Raw genomic sequence first — 15,636 nt, forward strand, 5'->3', positions numbered from 1 at the left:
TATCCTCTCGTTATGACACTTACCGAATTTAGATATATTGTGGCGGTGGCCAGGGAGCGACACTTTGGCAGAGCTGCTGAAGCATGTTTTGTTTCTCAACCGACACTTTCCGTGGCCATCAAAAAGCTTGAGGATGAACTGAGTGTTCAGATTTTTGAAAGGTCGGGTGCTGAGCTAACCATTACAGCCTTGGGTCAAGAGATTATTCATCAAGCTCAAAAAGTTTTGGAAGAAGCGCAAGTCATCAAGCACTTGGCTCAGCATGGTCAAGATCCTCTTTCAGGGCCGGTGAGATTGGGCACGATTTACACCATCGCGCCTTACTTATTGCCTAAGTTGATTTCTAAAAGTCGAGAGGTGCTACCCAAAATGCCTCTCTATTTGCAGGAGAACTTTACGGTTCGATTGCTAGAGCTACTCAAGCAAGGGGATATTGATGCGGCCATCTTGGCCGAACCTTTTTCTGAAAGTGGTCTAGAAGTTATTCCTTTATATGATGAGAGCTTGGTGGTGGCTATTCCCGTAGGTCATCCTTGGGAAAGTACACCGGTGATTCAACACGCTGACTTACAGTCTCAAGCAACACTCCTATTGGGTCAGGGACATTGTTTCCGTGATCATGTATTGGATATTTGCCCTGATATGCAAAGAACACAACGTAGTGAAGATTTGAGTGGTTTTGAGGGGTCATCGTTAGAGACCATTCGACAAATGGTAGCCGGTGGCATTGGCATTAGTGTTTTTCCTATTACATCTGTTAATGATCAAGTAAACCCTAATAGCCTCATTAAATATGTACCTTTTGCAGCACCAACACCTAAGAGACGCGTGGTCTTAGCTTGGCGAAAAAGTTATGCCAGATCTACAGCTATGTATGCCTTGGCTGATGCAATTAAGTCATCCGGTTTATCTGGAGTTGATTATTTATGATGTCTGGCAAGTTGGCAGACTATCTCGCGCTTATTCGGTTTGATAAGCCAATAGGCACGCTGTTAGTTTTATGGCCAACTCTTTGGGGTTTGTGGTTGGCAACCGATGGTCACCCAAGCTTTTCTTATTTGTTAATTTTTATCGTAGGTACTTTTTTGATGAGAAGTGCTGGTTGCGCTATTAATGATTTTGCAGATAGAGATTTTGATCGGCATGTTGAGCGAACAGAAAATCGACCTTTAACTTCTGGAAGGATTAAACCCTGGGAAGCTTTAATGGTGGCGGCTGTTTTGGCTCTAGTGGCATTTCTACTCATCTTGCCATTAAATACATTTACTAAGTTGTTATCGTTTCCCGCACTCATGGTGGCGATTATTTACCCGTTTACAAAACGATTCTTTGCAATGCCTCAAGCGGTTTTGGGTATCGCTTTTTCGTTTGGTATACCGATGTCCTTTGCGGCAGTTCAAAATGAGATACCGTCTTATGCATGGGTATTGGTGTTAGCTAATATAGCGTGGGCTATTGCTTACGATACAGCTTATGCCATGGTGGATAAGAATGATGATCTGAAGCTTGGTATTAAGACCTCGGCCATTACTTTTGGCTCGTATGATGTGATGGCTGTTTTAGCCTGCTATGGGCTATTTTTTGCAGGATTCGCCTACATCGCTATCTCGCAAAACTTCAGCACTATTTTTTGGGTTTTTTGGTTGGCTGGTTTAGGGTTGGTGTTTCATTATTTTCAGTTGATCAGAACGCATGATCGCGCCAAGTGCTTTCAAGCCTTTTTACAGAATAATTGGCTAGGAGCACTTTTTTTTATAGCGATTGCTAGCTCGCAAAACTAGGGTTTATTGCCCGAACTCTTTTCCCATTTCAGCGCCACGAGCACTAGCAGCAGCGACTGCTTGCGCGATGATTTCTGACCAATTCTTTTGCTCTAGTACCTGAAGTGCTGCATAAGTTGTGCCGCCTTTTGAGGTTACTTTTTCGCGTAACGTTCCAGGTGAGTCGGTAGACTGAGAAGCCAAGGTGGCTGCACCTAAAACAGTTTGAATGGCCAATAAGCGAGCCTGATCTTGAGTCAGGTCTTGTGCTATCGCTGCCTTTTCAAGAGCCTCAATAAATGCAAACACATAAGCTGGACCGCTTCCTGAGACTGCAGTGATGTCATCTATTTGTTTCTCATCAGATACCCAAGTGATCTTTCCGACGGCAAGACAGATGCTCTCTGCATGAGCGCGATCATCAGGAGTGGCTTGTGGGCTGGCATATAAGCCAGTCATACCTTGGCTAATGAGTGCTGGTGTATTAGGCATGGCGCGGATCAATCGATCGTGCCCGAGCCATCTAGCCATGTCCTGAGTGCGGATGCCAGCAGCCACGCTCAAACATAAAGGCTTGTTCGCACACTCTTTAAACACCATGGCCAACTCAGCAGCAGCTTCTTTAAATTGTTGGGGTTTAACTGCTAAGACCAAGATGTCAGCTTTCTGAATTTTTTCAGAGAGTCCTTGAATGTTCAAACCGGTACTAACTTCAAAGTTAGTCTCTAATGATTTTCTGGTGGGTTCAAATGGATCTGCGACTGCAATATGGGATGCTTGCGCGCCTTTTTGAATGAGGCCGCCGATTAAGGCGCTGGCCATGTTGCCGCCACCAATGAATACAATTTTTAAGTTTGATAAAGATGTCATAAATAAGTTCTTTTGCCAAAAATCGCTGTGCCAATACGTACCATCGTACTACCTTCTGCGATAGCCGCTGCCATATCCGAAGACATGCCCATGGAGAGGGTATCTAAATCAGCTGATAAGGATTGAAGTAGGGGGTTGTTTTTTAATTCTTGAAACAAATGAAAGAGTTGTTTGTGGTCAGCTTTCTGTTGCGTTTCATTATCGGTGGGCTCTGGGATGCTCATTAAGCCTCTTAGGCGAATTTTTGGCATCACTGCAATAGCGAGACATAGGTCAACTAATTCTGAAGGCTCTACGCCACTTTTACTTGCTTCGCCACTGATGTTCACTTGGACGCAAACATTTAAAGGAGGGAGATGATCAGGTCTTTGATCATTCAGGCGTTGCGCAATTTTTAAACGATCAATGCTGTGCACCCAGTCAAAATTTTCAGCAACATCTTTTGATTTATTGCTTTGAAGGGGGCCAATAAAGTGCCATTGAATTTGATTTCTGATGTCACTTAAATCAGAAATTTTGGCAACGCCTTCTTGAACATAGTTTTCCCCAAATGCTTTTTGACCGGCTTCAAAAGCCAATCTCACATCATTGGCAGGAAATGTTTTGGAAACTGCTAAAAGATGGATATCTGTTGGAGAGCGCCCAGAAGCAATGGCTGCTTCTGAGAGGCGCTCTAAAACATCGGCTAAGTTAGCTTTTATGGAGGTCATACCCTCCATTTTGCTCCAATATCCCATCGATTAGCTCAATCCAATGTTCTACCGATGTTTCTTGATTCTGTAGATGGGTAATACAGCCAATGTTGGCAGACACAATCCGGTCAGCCTCATGCTTTTTGACAGCCTGTTGAAGGTTATCTAACTTTTGTTGCTTGAGCTGTTTTGATAAGTCTGCTTGAAGTATCGAATACGTTCCAGCTGATCCACAACAAAGATGGCTGTCCTCACACAAATTTGTCTTGATGCCTAATTGACCTAAGAAGCTCTCTAATTGACCTTTGATCTTTTGGCCATGTTGGAGTGTGCAAGGCGGATGGTAAACAACCCCTGCTTGAGTCTTATTGCCAAGGTGTTTTTTAAGTGCATCGGTATAGCTTGGCAATATCTCAACCAAATCTTTACAAAGGCTTGAGACTGTTTTTGCTTTTTCAGCATACGCAGGATCATCGCGCAAGATGTGACCATATTCTTTCACTGTGACGCCGCAACCTGAAGCATTCATGATCAATGCTGTTACTTTGTGCCCTTGGCACTCTGGGGCCGTGCCAGCAATGTAAGGCCACCAAGCATCAATGTTGCGACGCATATCTGCTAAACCAGCCTCTTGCTCATTTAGGTGGTATTTGAGTGCACCACAGCAACCAGCTTTGGCTGCAGACAGCACATCAACACCTACACGATTCAATACTCGGACCGTTGCATTATTAATATTTGGTAGCATGCCTGGTTGAACGCAACCTTCTAGCATCAACATCTTTTGAGTATGAAGGCCTCCAGCAGGGCGTACCCCTGGCGCTTTGCCCTGAGGTATTTTTTGTTGGATCACCGCTGGCATCAAGGGTCTAAATAGACGGCCCAAGCGCATGCTGGCATTAAATAAATGTTTGTTGGTTAAGCCATTGGCCAAAGCCTTACGTAATAGCTTTTCAAAAAGAGGTCTCTCGGGTGTTTGTTCCTCAACCCATTTGCGACCAATATCAATTAGATGACCGTAATCAACACCGCTAGGACAGGTACTTTCGCAATTCCTACAGGTGAGGCAGCGGTCTAAATGTTCTCTTGTCTTTTCTGTGGCGGGTCTGCCTTCAGCAATTTGCTTGATGAGATAAATTCGTCCTCTTGGACCATCTAATTCATCGCCAAGTAACTGGTAAGTCGGGCAGGTGGCTGTACAAAAACCGCAATGCACGCATTTGCTCAAAATGCTTTGAGCCATTTCCCCATCGGGGGTGCCAATATATTGAGAGGCTAATTCGGTTTGCATATTAAATTAACCTTCCTGTAGCAAATACACCCTGAGGGTCAAACGTTTTTCTTAAGCGATCTTCTACGCTGACTAAAGCAGCTGTTAGAGGGTGATCTTTGAGTGAGCTTAGCATCTGCGCATTTTTATTTTTGGCTTTAAAGATACTTGCATGACCACCTAAAGATTGTGCCAAGTCTTTGATCGTACCGGGCTCAAAAGAGCCCTTGTACCAACGTTGACCGCCGTGCCATTCAATGAAGGTCTCACCTCCAAGATTTAAGGTGTCTGTTGTGGATGGCAGAGCCACACGCCATAAATTTTCTTCAAGACTGTTTTTAAACCACGGGTGCGTTTGTTCACGAAGACTGGTCCAAAATGCAGCAGCTTCTTCCGCATCGATTTGTTGCATACCGTATGTTTTTGCAAATGAGGTGATGGCGGATTGCACGGCAGCTTTAGCCCCGCTTAAACGTAAATAGAGCATGCCCGCTTTTTCCCCAAGCCATGCGCTCGCATTCAACGGCCATGGTTGACTAGCCAGTAGGTTCATCAAATGAATTGCTTCGGATTGCTCCATGGCAACACTAACGGTGGCAGTCGCTGCAGCTTTAGGCAAGACCTTGATGGAGACATCTAAAAGTAAGGCCAATGTACCCATTGAGCTTGGCATTAGTCTGGATACGTCATAGCCTGCAACGTTTTTCATGACTGTGCCACCAAAATCCATCACTTGTCCTTGACCGTTCATGATCTTCGCGCCCAGCACAAAGTCTCTTAAGCCGCCAACACTGACTCGTCCAGGCCCAGCTAAGCCAGCTGCAATCATGCCGCCAATCGTTGCGCCAGGACCAAAGTGGGGTGGTTCAAAGGCAAATTGTTGATTTTTTTCAGCAAGCGCTTGTTCTACTTCTTTTAAAGAAGTGCCAGATTTAACGGTAATAACTAATTCATCCGGTTGATAACTTAATATCCCTGAGTACTCTTTGGTTGTTAAGGTTTCACCTTTTAAGTTATTGCCATACCAATCTTTTGAGCCCGAGCCCGTGATGCGAATCACTTGGCCTTTTTGGCTTGCGGTAGTAATTTTTTCTTGAAACTGCTTGATGATAGTTTCACTCATTAGAAGCGCTCCAATTCAGGATGCGGTAGAACTCCGCCTGTAATTCTCATGCGCCCGTATTCTGCACAACGGTGCAAGGTTGGAATCGCTTTATCGGGGTTAAGAAGTTTTTGCGGATCAAATGCAGCCTTCACACCCCAAAATAATTCTCTTTCTAACTCACCAAACTGAACACACATGGAGTTAATCTTTTCAATACCGACACCGTGTTCGCCTGTGATCGTGCCACCTAACTCGACGCAGGTTTCCAGAATGTCGCTACCAAACTCTTCTGCGCGGTGCCATTCATCTTCATCCGAACCATTAAATAGAATGAGTGGATGCATGTTGCCATCTCCTGCATGAAACACGTTCATACAGCGAAGTTGATACTTGGTTTCCATTTCTTGGATGCGTTTTAAAAGTGTGGCAATGTGCTGTCTTGGAATGGTGCCATCCATGCAGTAGTAATCCGGAGAAATACGACCTGCTGCTGGGAAAGCATTCTTGCGCCCACTCCAAAATTTCAATCTTTCGGATTCACTTTGAGAAACTTGGATTCGAATAGCGCCGCATTGATTGAGTACTTGAGTCATGCGTTCGATTTCTTCCGCCACCTCTTCGGGCGTTCCATCTGATTCGCACAAAAGAATCGCTTCTGCATTCACGTCATAGCCTGCGTGAACAAATTCTTCAACGGCTCTTGTGGCAGCTTTATCCATCATTTCTAACCCAGCTGGAATAATGCCTGCGGCGATAATGGCAGCTACTGCATTACCACCTTTACCTACATCATCAAAGCTTGCCATGATGACTTGCGCCAACTGAGGTTTTGGAACTAATTTAACAGTGACTTCTGTAATAACAGCCAACATACCTTCGCTTCCCACCAAGATGGATAGAAGATCTAGGCCTGGAGCATCTGGCGCTAGGCTGCCAAATTCAACCACTTCACCATTCATCAAAATGGCTCGGACTTTAAGAATATTGTGGAGTGTTAAACCATATTTAAGACAATGAACACCGCCTGAGTTTTCGCTAACGTTGCCGCCAATAGAGCAGGCAATTTGTGAGGACGGGTCTGGTGCATAGTAAAGACCGTGTTGCGCTACTGCCTCTGAAATCGCTAGATTTCGTACGCCAGGTTGCACAACTGCTGTTCTTGCAATTGGATCAACTTTGATAATTTTCTTAAATTTAGCTAAAGATAGAACCAAGCCTTGGGCGATGGGCATCGCGCCACCTGACAAACCAGTACCTGAACCACGCGGCACAATGGGAACCTCAAGTCTTTGGCAAACTTTAATGACTGCGACAGCTTGGGCTTCTGTCTCAGGAAGGGCAACCGCCAAAGGCATTTGCCTGTAAGCGGCCAAACCATCACATTCATAAGGGATGGTGTCCTCTGGCTCCCAAAGTAGCGCATGGGCTGGTAGCACTGGTTTGAGGGCTTTTACAAGCTCTTCCTGCTTAAGAAGCGTGGCCTGTTTAGGCGAGTCGAGGGTCGTTGTCATTTGTCTCTATTTCTAGTGGTTTAACGCTATTCTATCCATTTCCATATAATGAGGTATATGGCTAATAGATTGACTCAAATTGCGACTCGTACGGGTGATACTGGAACCACTGGTTTAGGTGATGGGCAGCGCGTAGATAAAGACCATTTGCGCATTTGTGCGATGGGGGACGTCGATGAACTGAACTCTGAAATAGGTGTTTTAATCACCGAGGGTTTACCCGAGAGTGTGGCTGCAGAGCTAAAAGACCTCTTTTCGCAAGTTCAACATGATTTATTTGATCTGGGTGGGGAATTATGTATTCCTAATTACACCTTACTTAAAGAGGAGCAGGTACTTCAGTTAGATACCTGGTTGAATAAGTACAACGCAACCTTACCTCGTTTAGCCGAATTTATTTTGCCTGGGGGCACTCGTGCAGCAGCGCAAGCTCATGTGTGCAGAACAGTGTGTCGACGTGCTGAGCGATCCATTGTGAAGTTAGGGCGTCATGAAGCGATTCATGACACGCCAAGGCAGTATGTCAATCGCCTATCTGATTTATTGTTCGTTTTAGCAAGAGTTCTCAATAAAGAGGCAGGCGAATCAGATACTCTTTGGCGCCATAAAAAAGACCCCAAGTAAGGGGTCTTTTTTTATTTGGCTGTTACCAAAGGTAACGATCTTTAGATATTACTTTTTGTTGCGACGTTGTCTGACGCCATTGGCTAAAATTTCTAAAGTGTTCAATGAGTCGTCCCAACCGATACACGCATCAGTGATGCTCGTTGCATATTTCAATGCGCGAGGATCATCTTTACCCGGAGTGAACTTTTGAGCCCCACCATTGATGTGGCTTTCAACCATGACGCCAAAAATTTGTTTTGAACCTGTCGATAGTTGACCAGCAATATCTTTGGCAACTTCAATTTGGCGTTCATGTTGCTTGCTAGAGTTAGCGTGAGAGCAATCCACCATCAAAGAGCCTGGTAACTTGGATGCTTCAAGCTCTGCACATGCTTTAGCAACGCTTTCCGCATCATAGTTAGTTGTTTTGCCGCCGCGCAAAATAACGTGACAATCACTGTTGCCTTTTGTTTCAACGATGGCAACCTGGCCATTTTTGTGAACAGATAAAAAGTGGTGCGGTCTGCTAGCGGATTGGATAGCGTCTGTTGCAATCTTAATATTGCCGTCGGTGCCGTTTTTAAATCCAATCGGCGCTGAAATGCCTGATGCAAGCTCACGATGAATTTGGCTTTCTGTTGTTCTGGCACCAATCGCGCCCCAAGAAATCAAGTCTCCAATGTATTGCGGGGAGATGACATCTAGGAATTCACTACCTGCGGGCATGCCCATCCGGTTGATTTCTATTAAGAGGTGGCGTGCCATACGCAAGCCTTCATCAATACGATAGCTTTCATCAAGGTACGGATCATTGATGAGACCCTTCCAACCAACGGTTGTGCGAGGTTTCTCAAAATAAACGCGCATAACGATTTCAAGATCGTCCGCATATTGCTCTCTAAGAGCTAGTAATTTGTGAGCGTACTCTAGTGCCGCTTTTGGGTCGTGAATTGAACAAGGTCCAATGATGACCAAGAGTCGATCATCTTTACCGTGCATGATGTCGCGAATCTTTTGACGAGTTTGACCAATTAAAGTCTCAACAGCCGTACCTTGGATGGGAAAGAAACGAATGAGGTGCTCTGGCGGTGGAAGAACCGTGATGTTTTGTATGCGCGCATCATCTGTTTCTGATGTCTTATCGACACTTGCATACCAACTGTCTCTGTTACTGAGTGCTTTATCAATCATTTCATTAACTCCTTATTGCTAGATACTTAAATATGTAAAAAAAAACCGCCGTTATCGTCGGCGGTTAATTTGAGTGCAGGAAACTTATGCTTGAATTTCTGCCTCTCGACCGCCTTGGGCTGAGAACCAAAAGTAAAAGAAATAGGATTTATTTGCAGACATGTAGCTAATGTAGCACAGTTTTGTGACGCTGAATTAAGCTGTGCCCCCAACGGTCATATTGTTGATTCTGAGGGTGGGTTGACCAACCCCTACTGGAACGCTTTGACCGTCTTTGCCGCAAACCCCAATGCCGCTATCTAAATTCATGTCATTTCCGATCATGCTGATATCTTTCAGTGATTCAGGACCGTTGCCAATGATTGTTGCGCCTTTAACTGGGTATTGAATTTTGCCGTTTTCCACCCAGTAGGCTTCGCTGGCTGAGAACACAAACTTACCGCTGGTGATATCAACTTGACCTCCACCAAAATTGACGGCGTAAAGACCTTTTTTAATGCTGCCGATAATTTCTTCAGGATCATCACTTCCGTTGAGCATATAGGTGTTGGTCATTCTTGGCATGGGTAGGGAGGCATAGCTTTCACGTCTAGCATTACCGGTGACTGGCATATTCATGAGGCGAGCATTTAAGCTATCCTGAATGTAGCCCTTTAAGATGCCATCCTCAATGAGGGTTGTGCATTGAGTTGGATTGCCTTCATCATCAATGGATAATGAGCCACGTCGACCGGCGATTGTGCCATCGTCAACAACAGTAACGCCTTTAGCCGCAACTCTTTGCCCAATCTTTCCGGTAAAGGCAGATGATCCTTTACGATTAAAGTCTCCTTCAAGACCGTGACCTATGGCTTCATGCAAAAGAACACCTGGCCAACCGGGACCAAGAACGACTGTCATCGATCCTGCGGGAGCTGGTCGTGAATCAAGATTGACTAAGGCAGATCTAACCGCCTCATCAATCCAATGATCAATTTTCTCTTGAACAAAAAAGTGATAATCAAAACGGCCGCCACCACCCGATGAACCTACTTCACGTCGACCATTTTGCTCGGCAATAACGGTGATTGAAACGCGCACCAAAGGTCTGATGTCAGCTGCTAAAACGCCATTAGCTCTTGCTACTAAAACAACATCGTGTTCCGCTGCAAGGCCTGCCATCACTTGTACGATGCGAGGGTCTTTGGCTTTGGCTTTTCTTTCAATATCTTCTAAAAGAGCAATTTTTGCTTTTGCATTCAAACTATCAAGAGGGTTCGCTGATTGATAAAGAGCGTGTGTTTTGGGATTGGACCATGCTGGGCTAATGTACGTTTTATTATTTCCTGCGCCAATCACTCGAGTTGCTTCAGCTGCTTTTTTGAGAGCTGCAGCACTAATTTCATCAGAGTAAGCAAATGCTGTTTTGTCATGGCTGACAGCTCTAACCCCAACACCTTGGTCAATGCTGAAAGTGCCAGATTTAACAATACCTTCTTCTAGGCTCCATGATTCGTTATAAGTTCTTTGAAAGTAAAGATCAGCATCATCTAAGTGATGTGTATGCATTAATGCCAACGTTTTTTGTAGGTCATTTTCAGAAATACCTGCCGGAGCCAACAAAATATCTTTAGCGATCTTAAGTGAGTCGGCCCTGCTGAGGTTGATGGCGTTTTCTAAAGCTAAATGTGTATTCATAGGGTTCTTATAAAGTACGGTGCAAAAGAGCAGGTAATTGAGTTCGAATTTTTTGCGTCATATTTTTATCTAGTGTGCCCATAACTACCCCTTGCTCTTGAGCTATCTGGGATTGAATTTCACCCCAAGGATCTATGAGCATACTCTGCCCCCAAGTGGAGCGACCATTTTCATGTTGCCCGCCTTGGGCGCTAGCTAGAACATAGCATTGATTTTCAATGGCGCGGGCTCTCAGCAATACTTCCCAGTGGGCTTTACCTGTTGTGTGAGTGAAGGCTGCTGGGATGATGTGGCAGTCCACTGCGCCTATTGAGCGGTAGAGCTCTGGGAAGCGAATGTCATAGCAAATGGATAGACCAAATTTCCAATCAACACCATTTTTATGGATGACAAAGGATTGCGGCACTTGCCCTGCTTCAATGGTCCGTGATTCTTGGTATTCTTCTTCACCTTTTTTAAATCCAAATAAGTGAATTTTGTCGTATCTGGAAATAATTTTTCCGTCAGGTGCAAACACCAGCGTGGTGTTTCTTACTTTGGTTTCATCCTGGGCTCTTAGTGGAATAGTTCCTGCCACCAAGTAAATATTGTTAAGTTGGGCAATCGAGCTCAGTTGAGTTTGAATAGGCCCTTGCTCAAACTCTTCTTTAATGAGATTTTTGTCGGATTCATGATGACCCATGAGGCAAAAATACTCAGGCAAAACGACAAGTTCAGCTCCAAGTGATTGGGCTTCTTCAATAAGTTTTTTTGCGCTAGCTAAATTGGTATCCACAGAAGGAGCGGATACCATTTGGATGCTGGCAACTTTCAATTGATTAGGCGTCATGCCCTTATTCTATTTCTTATTCGGGTTTTGTTGTTGTCGTAGTAATGATTTATCCCGAATCTCTTTAAGGGCATTCGCATCGAGAGGGCGACCTTTGTTGTCAAGAGGAATCACTTGAGGGGCTGCCCAAGTACCTTGAACAAGGTAATCTAATTGAAATAACTTGCTGACCTCGTCAGCAATCAAATATTGTCCAATGAGGGTGCTTAGACCAATGATGGGGTTAACAAAGGTGTAAGCCACGGAGGCTGAACCTGCATTGAGGTTCGGAACCACAGTAATACGCATATCTTGGGTTTCATTAACTAAATTGGCGTTGCCTGTTAAACGAACATTTCCCTGAGGCCCCTTAATGCTGAGATCTTTGATATTCGCGATGCCGTTGAGCACCTTGCCTTGTGAGGTTATTCGATCAAAAGGCGTACCTTGTGTCACCATTGGTTTTAGAACTCCGCCAATATCGAGTGTTGCCAAACGTGTTAACCCTTGATAACTAAGAACCCCTAAAAGACGAGCAACTCCTGGATCAACTTGAAGAATAGTTCCTTTGGCAAGGTCAAGTGAGATGTCTGCTTGAAGGGACTGAACATCAAATTGATGTGGGGCGCCTTCCCAGTTGAGATTACCAACTAACTTACCAGAGCCGCTGTCAATTGTTTTTGGAAAGCCGAGCTTATCTAACAGCTTGCCACCATCATCAATATCCAGATCAAAATTGATGAAGGTATTTCCAGCGTTCTTGCCCTCTTGGGGCAGTTGCCAGCGACCCGATGCAAGAACAGAGGCATTTTCATTTTTAAGACTTAATTTCTCAATTAACCAGTCGCTCCTATTATTTTTTGCAATCAGCTGCAGTGCGCCATAGTCATGGTTGTTGTAGGTTAAATTTTCAGCCGTAATATCCATGGCTGGAATCCTTTCGGCCCGGCTATTAATAGTTTTTTTACCAGGTTCAGTGCTGGGATTTTTTTCAAAAGTTAACTTCCTTAAGCGAGCTGTTAACTTGCCGTAAGGTATGTCAGGCTGGGCTGCTTGCCAGGTCAGCAGACCTGTCGCAAAAGGGGAATCAATTTGACCTTGCCATAGATTATTAATGTAGCTGGCTGTTAGGTTAACGTTATTAAATTCTTTTTTAGAGAGCTGAACTTTTTTCAAGTCTGCAGTCAATGACCTTAAAACTGGAGCAGCTGATTTATTTTTCTTAGAAGAGGTATTGCTAGGTAAATATTTGGTGACCCATTTATCCCATTCATCGATATCTAATTGATCAAGTTTGATATTGGCTGACATCCCTGACTCAGGAATTTTCCCTACAGTGTTGACGCCAAGGTTGGCGCGCAAATTATTGTTTGTATCTATGTCAAAAGGGGCTTCAATTAATTTGCCAATTTTAATGGCGCCAATATGCTTTGAATTTGAATCTTTATTAATATTGCTTAAATAAAAATTGCCATTAAGAGTAGCGCCAGTTTTCTTGTTAAATGGTGCAGGTAGAGCTGAGCTAAATTGTTTGAGCTGTAAGCCCAAGTTGAGTTTGTAACCACTTGAAGATATCAGGAGGTCGCCGTCGAATACAATTGGGCCGTTAACCTGGTTATAAATAGTCTTTATTGAGTTGTTGGTATCTTGGGGCGTCAATGCTGTTAGCAGTTGATCAACTTGGACGCTACCTTTAACTTTCATTAGAGGTTGTTCCGACCAAGGTAGGCTACTAGCATTGCTGATAAGAATTTCACCGCCCAATGCTTTTGCTTTTAAATTCCTAGAGCTAATATTTTCTTCAGAAAAAAGTATGTCGCCAGTGATATGGGTGATATCTAATTTTTTATCTAAATTAACGATATTGTTTTGTAGGTTTAGCTCACCTTTGATGGTTGTCTTATTAGTGTTTGCAAGTGGTAAGGCGATATCAATCTTTAAATTAGATTGACCTGAAATTGATATTCCGTCAAAAGAGCTCTTTAAGTTTTGACCTGATGGGCTAAGGAGGTAGTAATTAAGTAAATCTTGGCTGTGACCTGCAGCATGCCCATTAATTTCTAAAAGGGCATTTTTACTTGTTACATCTAATACCTTGCCATGGACATTGCTGAGTTGAACGCTCTCAAATAAAGCTTCATTGAAATCCACGTTGAGCTGAGGCCCTTGTAGCTTAACTATGCCGTTAACTTTGGAGAATGGAGACCATTGGCCTTGGCCAAAAATGCTGGCTGATGCTGGATGAAATTCCACATCGACAACTGGAAGGTTGAGATTGAATGTGCCTGGGTGATTTGCGCTAAAAGGAATGTGTTGAGGTTGCCCGCTGATCTTGAGTGTTCCATTTTTAACGAAGCCCGACTTGAGTGCTCCGCGAATGTAGTCGCGAGCATCTTTGGACATGGCTGCGGGGAAATAGCGAGTCAGGTTAAATACTTTGGCGCTCTCAATATTGCCGTTGATGCTGAGATATTCTTGCCGATTTTTTGTTCGGGGTTGATATGCAGCATCAAACTGAAGTGAGACGTCATCATTTTCAATGGCTATGTTTTTCAGAGCATAGTCCCAAGCGTCATCATTTTTAACCCATTTGATAACACCTGTTGCTTTATTGAAGTCCAGTTGATCATTCTCAAGAATTTGTGGCAATACCGCAGAGCTCTTTTCGTTATTGATGCTTACCTCTCCACCAAGCTCTGTGGCAAATATTTTTCCTGAGAAGTTGGATAGCCCTAAATTGTTGGTGTTAACGGGTTTTAAAAATAAGTGGTTAAAGTCAAATGAAACCTTGTAGTTGGATTCATTAAACCCAGGTATTGATATTCTGAATGGAAGACGGCTAGCTTCTGCGTGCCAATTAGCGTCTAAATTTTCAAGATGACCTGTGGGTTGATAGTCATTAATGAACTGTTGAATATCTTTTGGTAATGGAAACTGTTTGGCTAACTGTTCTACGAGTTCAATATTGATGCTTGGTGCTTTGATGCCAGCCTGTGAAACTAAATTAATATTAGGCGCAGCTTTCCAGTAAAAACTTATATCGTTTAGTTCTTGTTTTTCGGATTTGGAGTCGATCTGCCAATTTAATTTGGGGGCAGTCATTGAGATTTTATTGCCGTATGTTTCTTGCACAATTTGAGCTTCTAGACTCATTATTTTTAAGGGCTGCCCAATTCGAGCCCATTCGAAGTGCAAATTCTTAAATTGAAGATCTGTTGTTCCACCATCGAGCATGCCGCTGCTAAGGTAAGTTTTACCGGCACTATTTAGAAAGCCGTCAACAATTTTTATATCGCTGCCAATTGTGGCGTTAATTTTCCTGAGATCTAAATTGAGAGCGGACCAGTCAATGGAACCATTCCAATCTCTCCAGTTTCCAGCGTCACCCAATAAATTATGTCTGAACTGGGCATCAACTTTTGCAACGCCCTCGTTCCAAGGGGTTCGCAGTACCAAGCTAATCTGGTGCTTGAACCAGGTATTTTTTAGATTAAGACTATCAATTTGAATATGATGTTCAGTGGACTGATTTTGTTGGTCTAGCCAAACAATTTCTGCATTATTTGCTTGCATGCTATCTTGATCAAAGATCCAGTTGCCGGCTTTAAATCCAGCTGAATTCTTTGCTAGCTTGATTCCTGCTATATCCCAATCGCCATGAATATCACGCTTGGCATGAATGCGAGCGTTTTCAAATTTGAGATCATGAAAATGAGGCTGTAGTTCCCATAAGGATTCCCAAGATAAATTGCCGGTAATTTCAGGAATGCTTAGTAGTGGCGGTTCGTTAGATTGTTGAGATCTATGAATCGTAATATTTTTGATTTTGAAGGCGGGCCATAAAAACTCCCAATCGGTCTTAATCTCTTCAATTCTGAGTTCTGCACCAAGATTTTGACTTAATACTTTTTCAAATTCAGATTTATTCTTTTCAACTAAAGGCCAGAAATAGAATCGAACGATTAAGTGAGTGAAGATAACTCCTAGGCTAGATAAGGCCAGTAACCAAAGAAGTCTTTTTTTCCAAATAGACCGTTTTTCTTCGCTAACTCGAAGTTGGCGAAGCTTATCTAGTGTGGTGGAGATGAATAACCATGACATTTTGTAATTATGCTGTAGCCGAAGGGGTATTGATAGCGATAACAT

Annotated in this window: 12 protein-coding genes; 3 read left to right on the forward strand and 9 right to left on the reverse strand. The window is 43.6% G+C overall.

Going from position 1 to position 15,636, the window contains the following annotated elements; all coding sequences use genetic code 11:
- Window positions 1-12: 12 nt before the first annotated feature.
- Together ICN28_RS07190 and ubiA are read left to right on the forward strand one after the other, a co-directional pair.
- Window positions 13-930, forward strand: coding sequence for a LysR substrate-binding domain-containing protein (locus ICN28_RS07190; protein WP_216287409.1), 918 nt, complete (start codon window positions 13-15; stop codon window positions 928-930).
- Window positions 930-1,781: a 4-hydroxybenzoate octaprenyltransferase gene (gene ubiA / locus ICN28_RS07195; protein WP_216288182.1), complete on the forward strand. Its 852-nt coding sequence runs from the start codon at window positions 930-932 to the stop codon at window positions 1,779-1,781. Before ICN28_RS07190 ends, ubiA begins: the two co-directional genes overlap by 1 nt.
- Window positions 1,782-1,784: 3 nt before the next feature.
- Here the strand turns inward: ubiA and proC are convergent, their stop codons facing one another.
- The 5 genes from proC to ICN28_RS07220 are packed head-to-tail and all read right to left on the reverse strand — an operon-like array spanning window position 1,785 to window position 7,208.
- Window positions 1,785-2,630 (reverse strand): pyrroline-5-carboxylate reductase, encoded by an 846-nt coding sequence (proC, locus tag ICN28_RS07200; RefSeq protein ID WP_216287411.1) that lies wholly within the window; start codon window positions 2,628-2,630, stop codon window positions 1,785-1,787.
- The gene (locus ICN28_RS07205) at window positions 2,627-3,340 is read right to left on the reverse strand and encodes a YggS family pyridoxal phosphate-dependent enzyme (protein WP_216287412.1); all 714 of its coding nucleotides are present in this window, start codon (window positions 3,338-3,340) and stop codon (window positions 2,627-2,629) included. Before ICN28_RS07205 ends, proC begins: the two co-directional genes overlap by 4 nt.
- Window positions 3,321-4,613 carry a glycolate oxidase subunit GlcF gene (glcF, locus tag ICN28_RS07210; RefSeq protein WP_216287413.1) on the reverse strand — a complete coding sequence of 431 codons (1,293 nt, stop codon included), beginning with the start codon at window positions 4,611-4,613 and terminating at the stop codon, window positions 3,321-3,323. The genes ICN28_RS07205 and glcF overlap by 20 nt, the downstream gene beginning before the upstream one ends.
- Before the next feature lies 1 nt (window position 4,614).
- Window positions 4,615-5,715 (reverse strand): glycolate oxidase subunit GlcE, encoded by a 1,101-nt coding sequence (glcE, locus tag ICN28_RS07215; protein ID WP_216287414.1) that lies wholly within the window; start codon window positions 5,713-5,715, stop codon window positions 4,615-4,617.
- Window positions 5,715-7,208: an FAD-linked oxidase C-terminal domain-containing protein gene (locus ICN28_RS07220; protein WP_216287415.1), complete on the reverse strand. Its 1,494-nt coding sequence runs from the start codon at window positions 7,206-7,208 to the stop codon at window positions 5,715-5,717. The genes glcE and ICN28_RS07220 overlap by 1 nt, the downstream gene beginning before the upstream one ends.
- Before the next feature lie 57 nt (window positions 7,209-7,265).
- Here ICN28_RS07220 and ICN28_RS07225 point away from each other — a divergent pair, with 57 nt between their 5' ends.
- Entirely contained in the window at window positions 7,266-7,832 is a 567-nt protein-coding gene (locus tag ICN28_RS07225) for a cob(I)yrinic acid a,c-diamide adenosyltransferase (protein ID WP_216287416.1), read from the forward strand.
- Window positions 7,833-7,880: 48 nt separating this feature from the next.
- On the opposite strand, the gene ICN28_RS07230 is transcribed toward ICN28_RS07225, so the two are convergent.
- The 4 genes from ICN28_RS07230 to ICN28_RS07245 form a co-directional block, all read right to left on the reverse strand.
- Window positions 7,881-9,005: a 3-deoxy-7-phosphoheptulonate synthase gene (locus ICN28_RS07230; protein WP_216287418.1), complete on the reverse strand. Its 1,125-nt coding sequence runs from the start codon at window positions 9,003-9,005 to the stop codon at window positions 7,881-7,883.
- A gap of 195 nt (window positions 9,006-9,200) precedes the next feature.
- A complete protein-coding gene (gene tldD, locus ICN28_RS07235) occupies window positions 9,201-10,682 on the reverse strand; it encodes a metalloprotease TldD (protein WP_216287419.1) in 1,482 nt (493 codons plus the stop codon).
- A 7-nt stretch (window positions 10,683-10,689) separates the two neighbouring features.
- Window positions 10,690-11,511, reverse strand: a complete 822-nt coding sequence (locus tag ICN28_RS07240; RefSeq protein ID WP_216287420.1) for a carbon-nitrogen hydrolase family protein — start codon at window positions 11,509-11,511, stop codon at window positions 10,690-10,692.
- Between the two features lie 9 nt (window positions 11,512-11,520).
- Window positions 11,521-15,591 carry a YhdP family protein gene (locus ICN28_RS07245; protein WP_216287421.1) on the reverse strand — a complete coding sequence of 1,357 codons (4,071 nt, stop codon included), beginning with the start codon at window positions 15,589-15,591 and terminating at the stop codon, window positions 11,521-11,523.
- Between the last annotated feature and the right edge of the window lie 45 nt (window positions 15,592-15,636).

The sequence above is a fragment of the Polynucleobacter sp. 30F-ANTBAC genome, from assembly GCF_018882385.1.
Lineage (GTDB): Bacteria > Pseudomonadota > Gammaproteobacteria > Burkholderiales > Burkholderiaceae > Polynucleobacter.

Excerpts from the sequence above, each read along its gene's own strand:
- glcF (WP_216287413.1), bottom strand. The coding sequence starts at position 4,613 with ATGCAAACCGAATTAGCCTCTCAATATATTGGCACCCCCGATGGGGAA.
- ICN28_RS07220 (WP_216287415.1), bottom strand. The coding sequence starts at position 7,208 with ATGACAACGACCCTCGACTCGCCTAAACAGGCCACGCTTCTTAAGCAG.
- proC (WP_216287411.1), bottom strand. The coding sequence starts at position 2,630 with ATGACATCTTTATCAAACTTAAAAATTGTATTCATTGGTGGCGGCAAC.
- tldD (WP_216287419.1), bottom strand. The coding sequence starts at position 10,682 with ATGAATACACATTTAGCTTTAGAAAACGCCATCAACCTCAGCAGGGCC.
- ICN28_RS07240 (WP_216287420.1), bottom strand. The coding sequence starts at position 11,511 with ATGACGCCTAATCAATTGAAAGTTGCCAGCATCCAAATGGTATCCGCT.
- ubiA (WP_216288182.1), top strand. The coding sequence starts at position 930 with ATGTCTGGCAAGTTGGCAGACTATCTCGCGCTTATTCGGTTTGATAAG.
- ICN28_RS07230 (WP_216287418.1), bottom strand. The coding sequence starts at position 9,005 with ATGATTGATAAAGCACTCAGTAACAGAGACAGTTGGTATGCAAGTGTC.
- ICN28_RS07205 (WP_216287412.1), bottom strand. The coding sequence starts at position 3,340 with ATGACCTCCATAAAAGCTAACTTAGCCGATGTTTTAGAGCGCCTCTCA.
- ICN28_RS07190 (WP_216287409.1), top strand. The coding sequence starts at position 13 with ATGACACTTACCGAATTTAGATATATTGTGGCGGTGGCCAGGGAGCGA.
- ICN28_RS07225 (WP_216287416.1), top strand. The coding sequence starts at position 7,266 with ATGGCTAATAGATTGACTCAAATTGCGACTCGTACGGGTGATACTGGA.
- ICN28_RS07245 (WP_216287421.1), bottom strand. The coding sequence starts at position 15,591 with ATGTCATGGTTATTCATCTCCACCACACTAGATAAGCTTCGCCAACTT.
- glcE (WP_216287414.1), bottom strand. The coding sequence starts at position 5,715 with ATGAGTGAAACTATCATCAAGCAGTTTCAAGAAAAAATTACTACCGCA.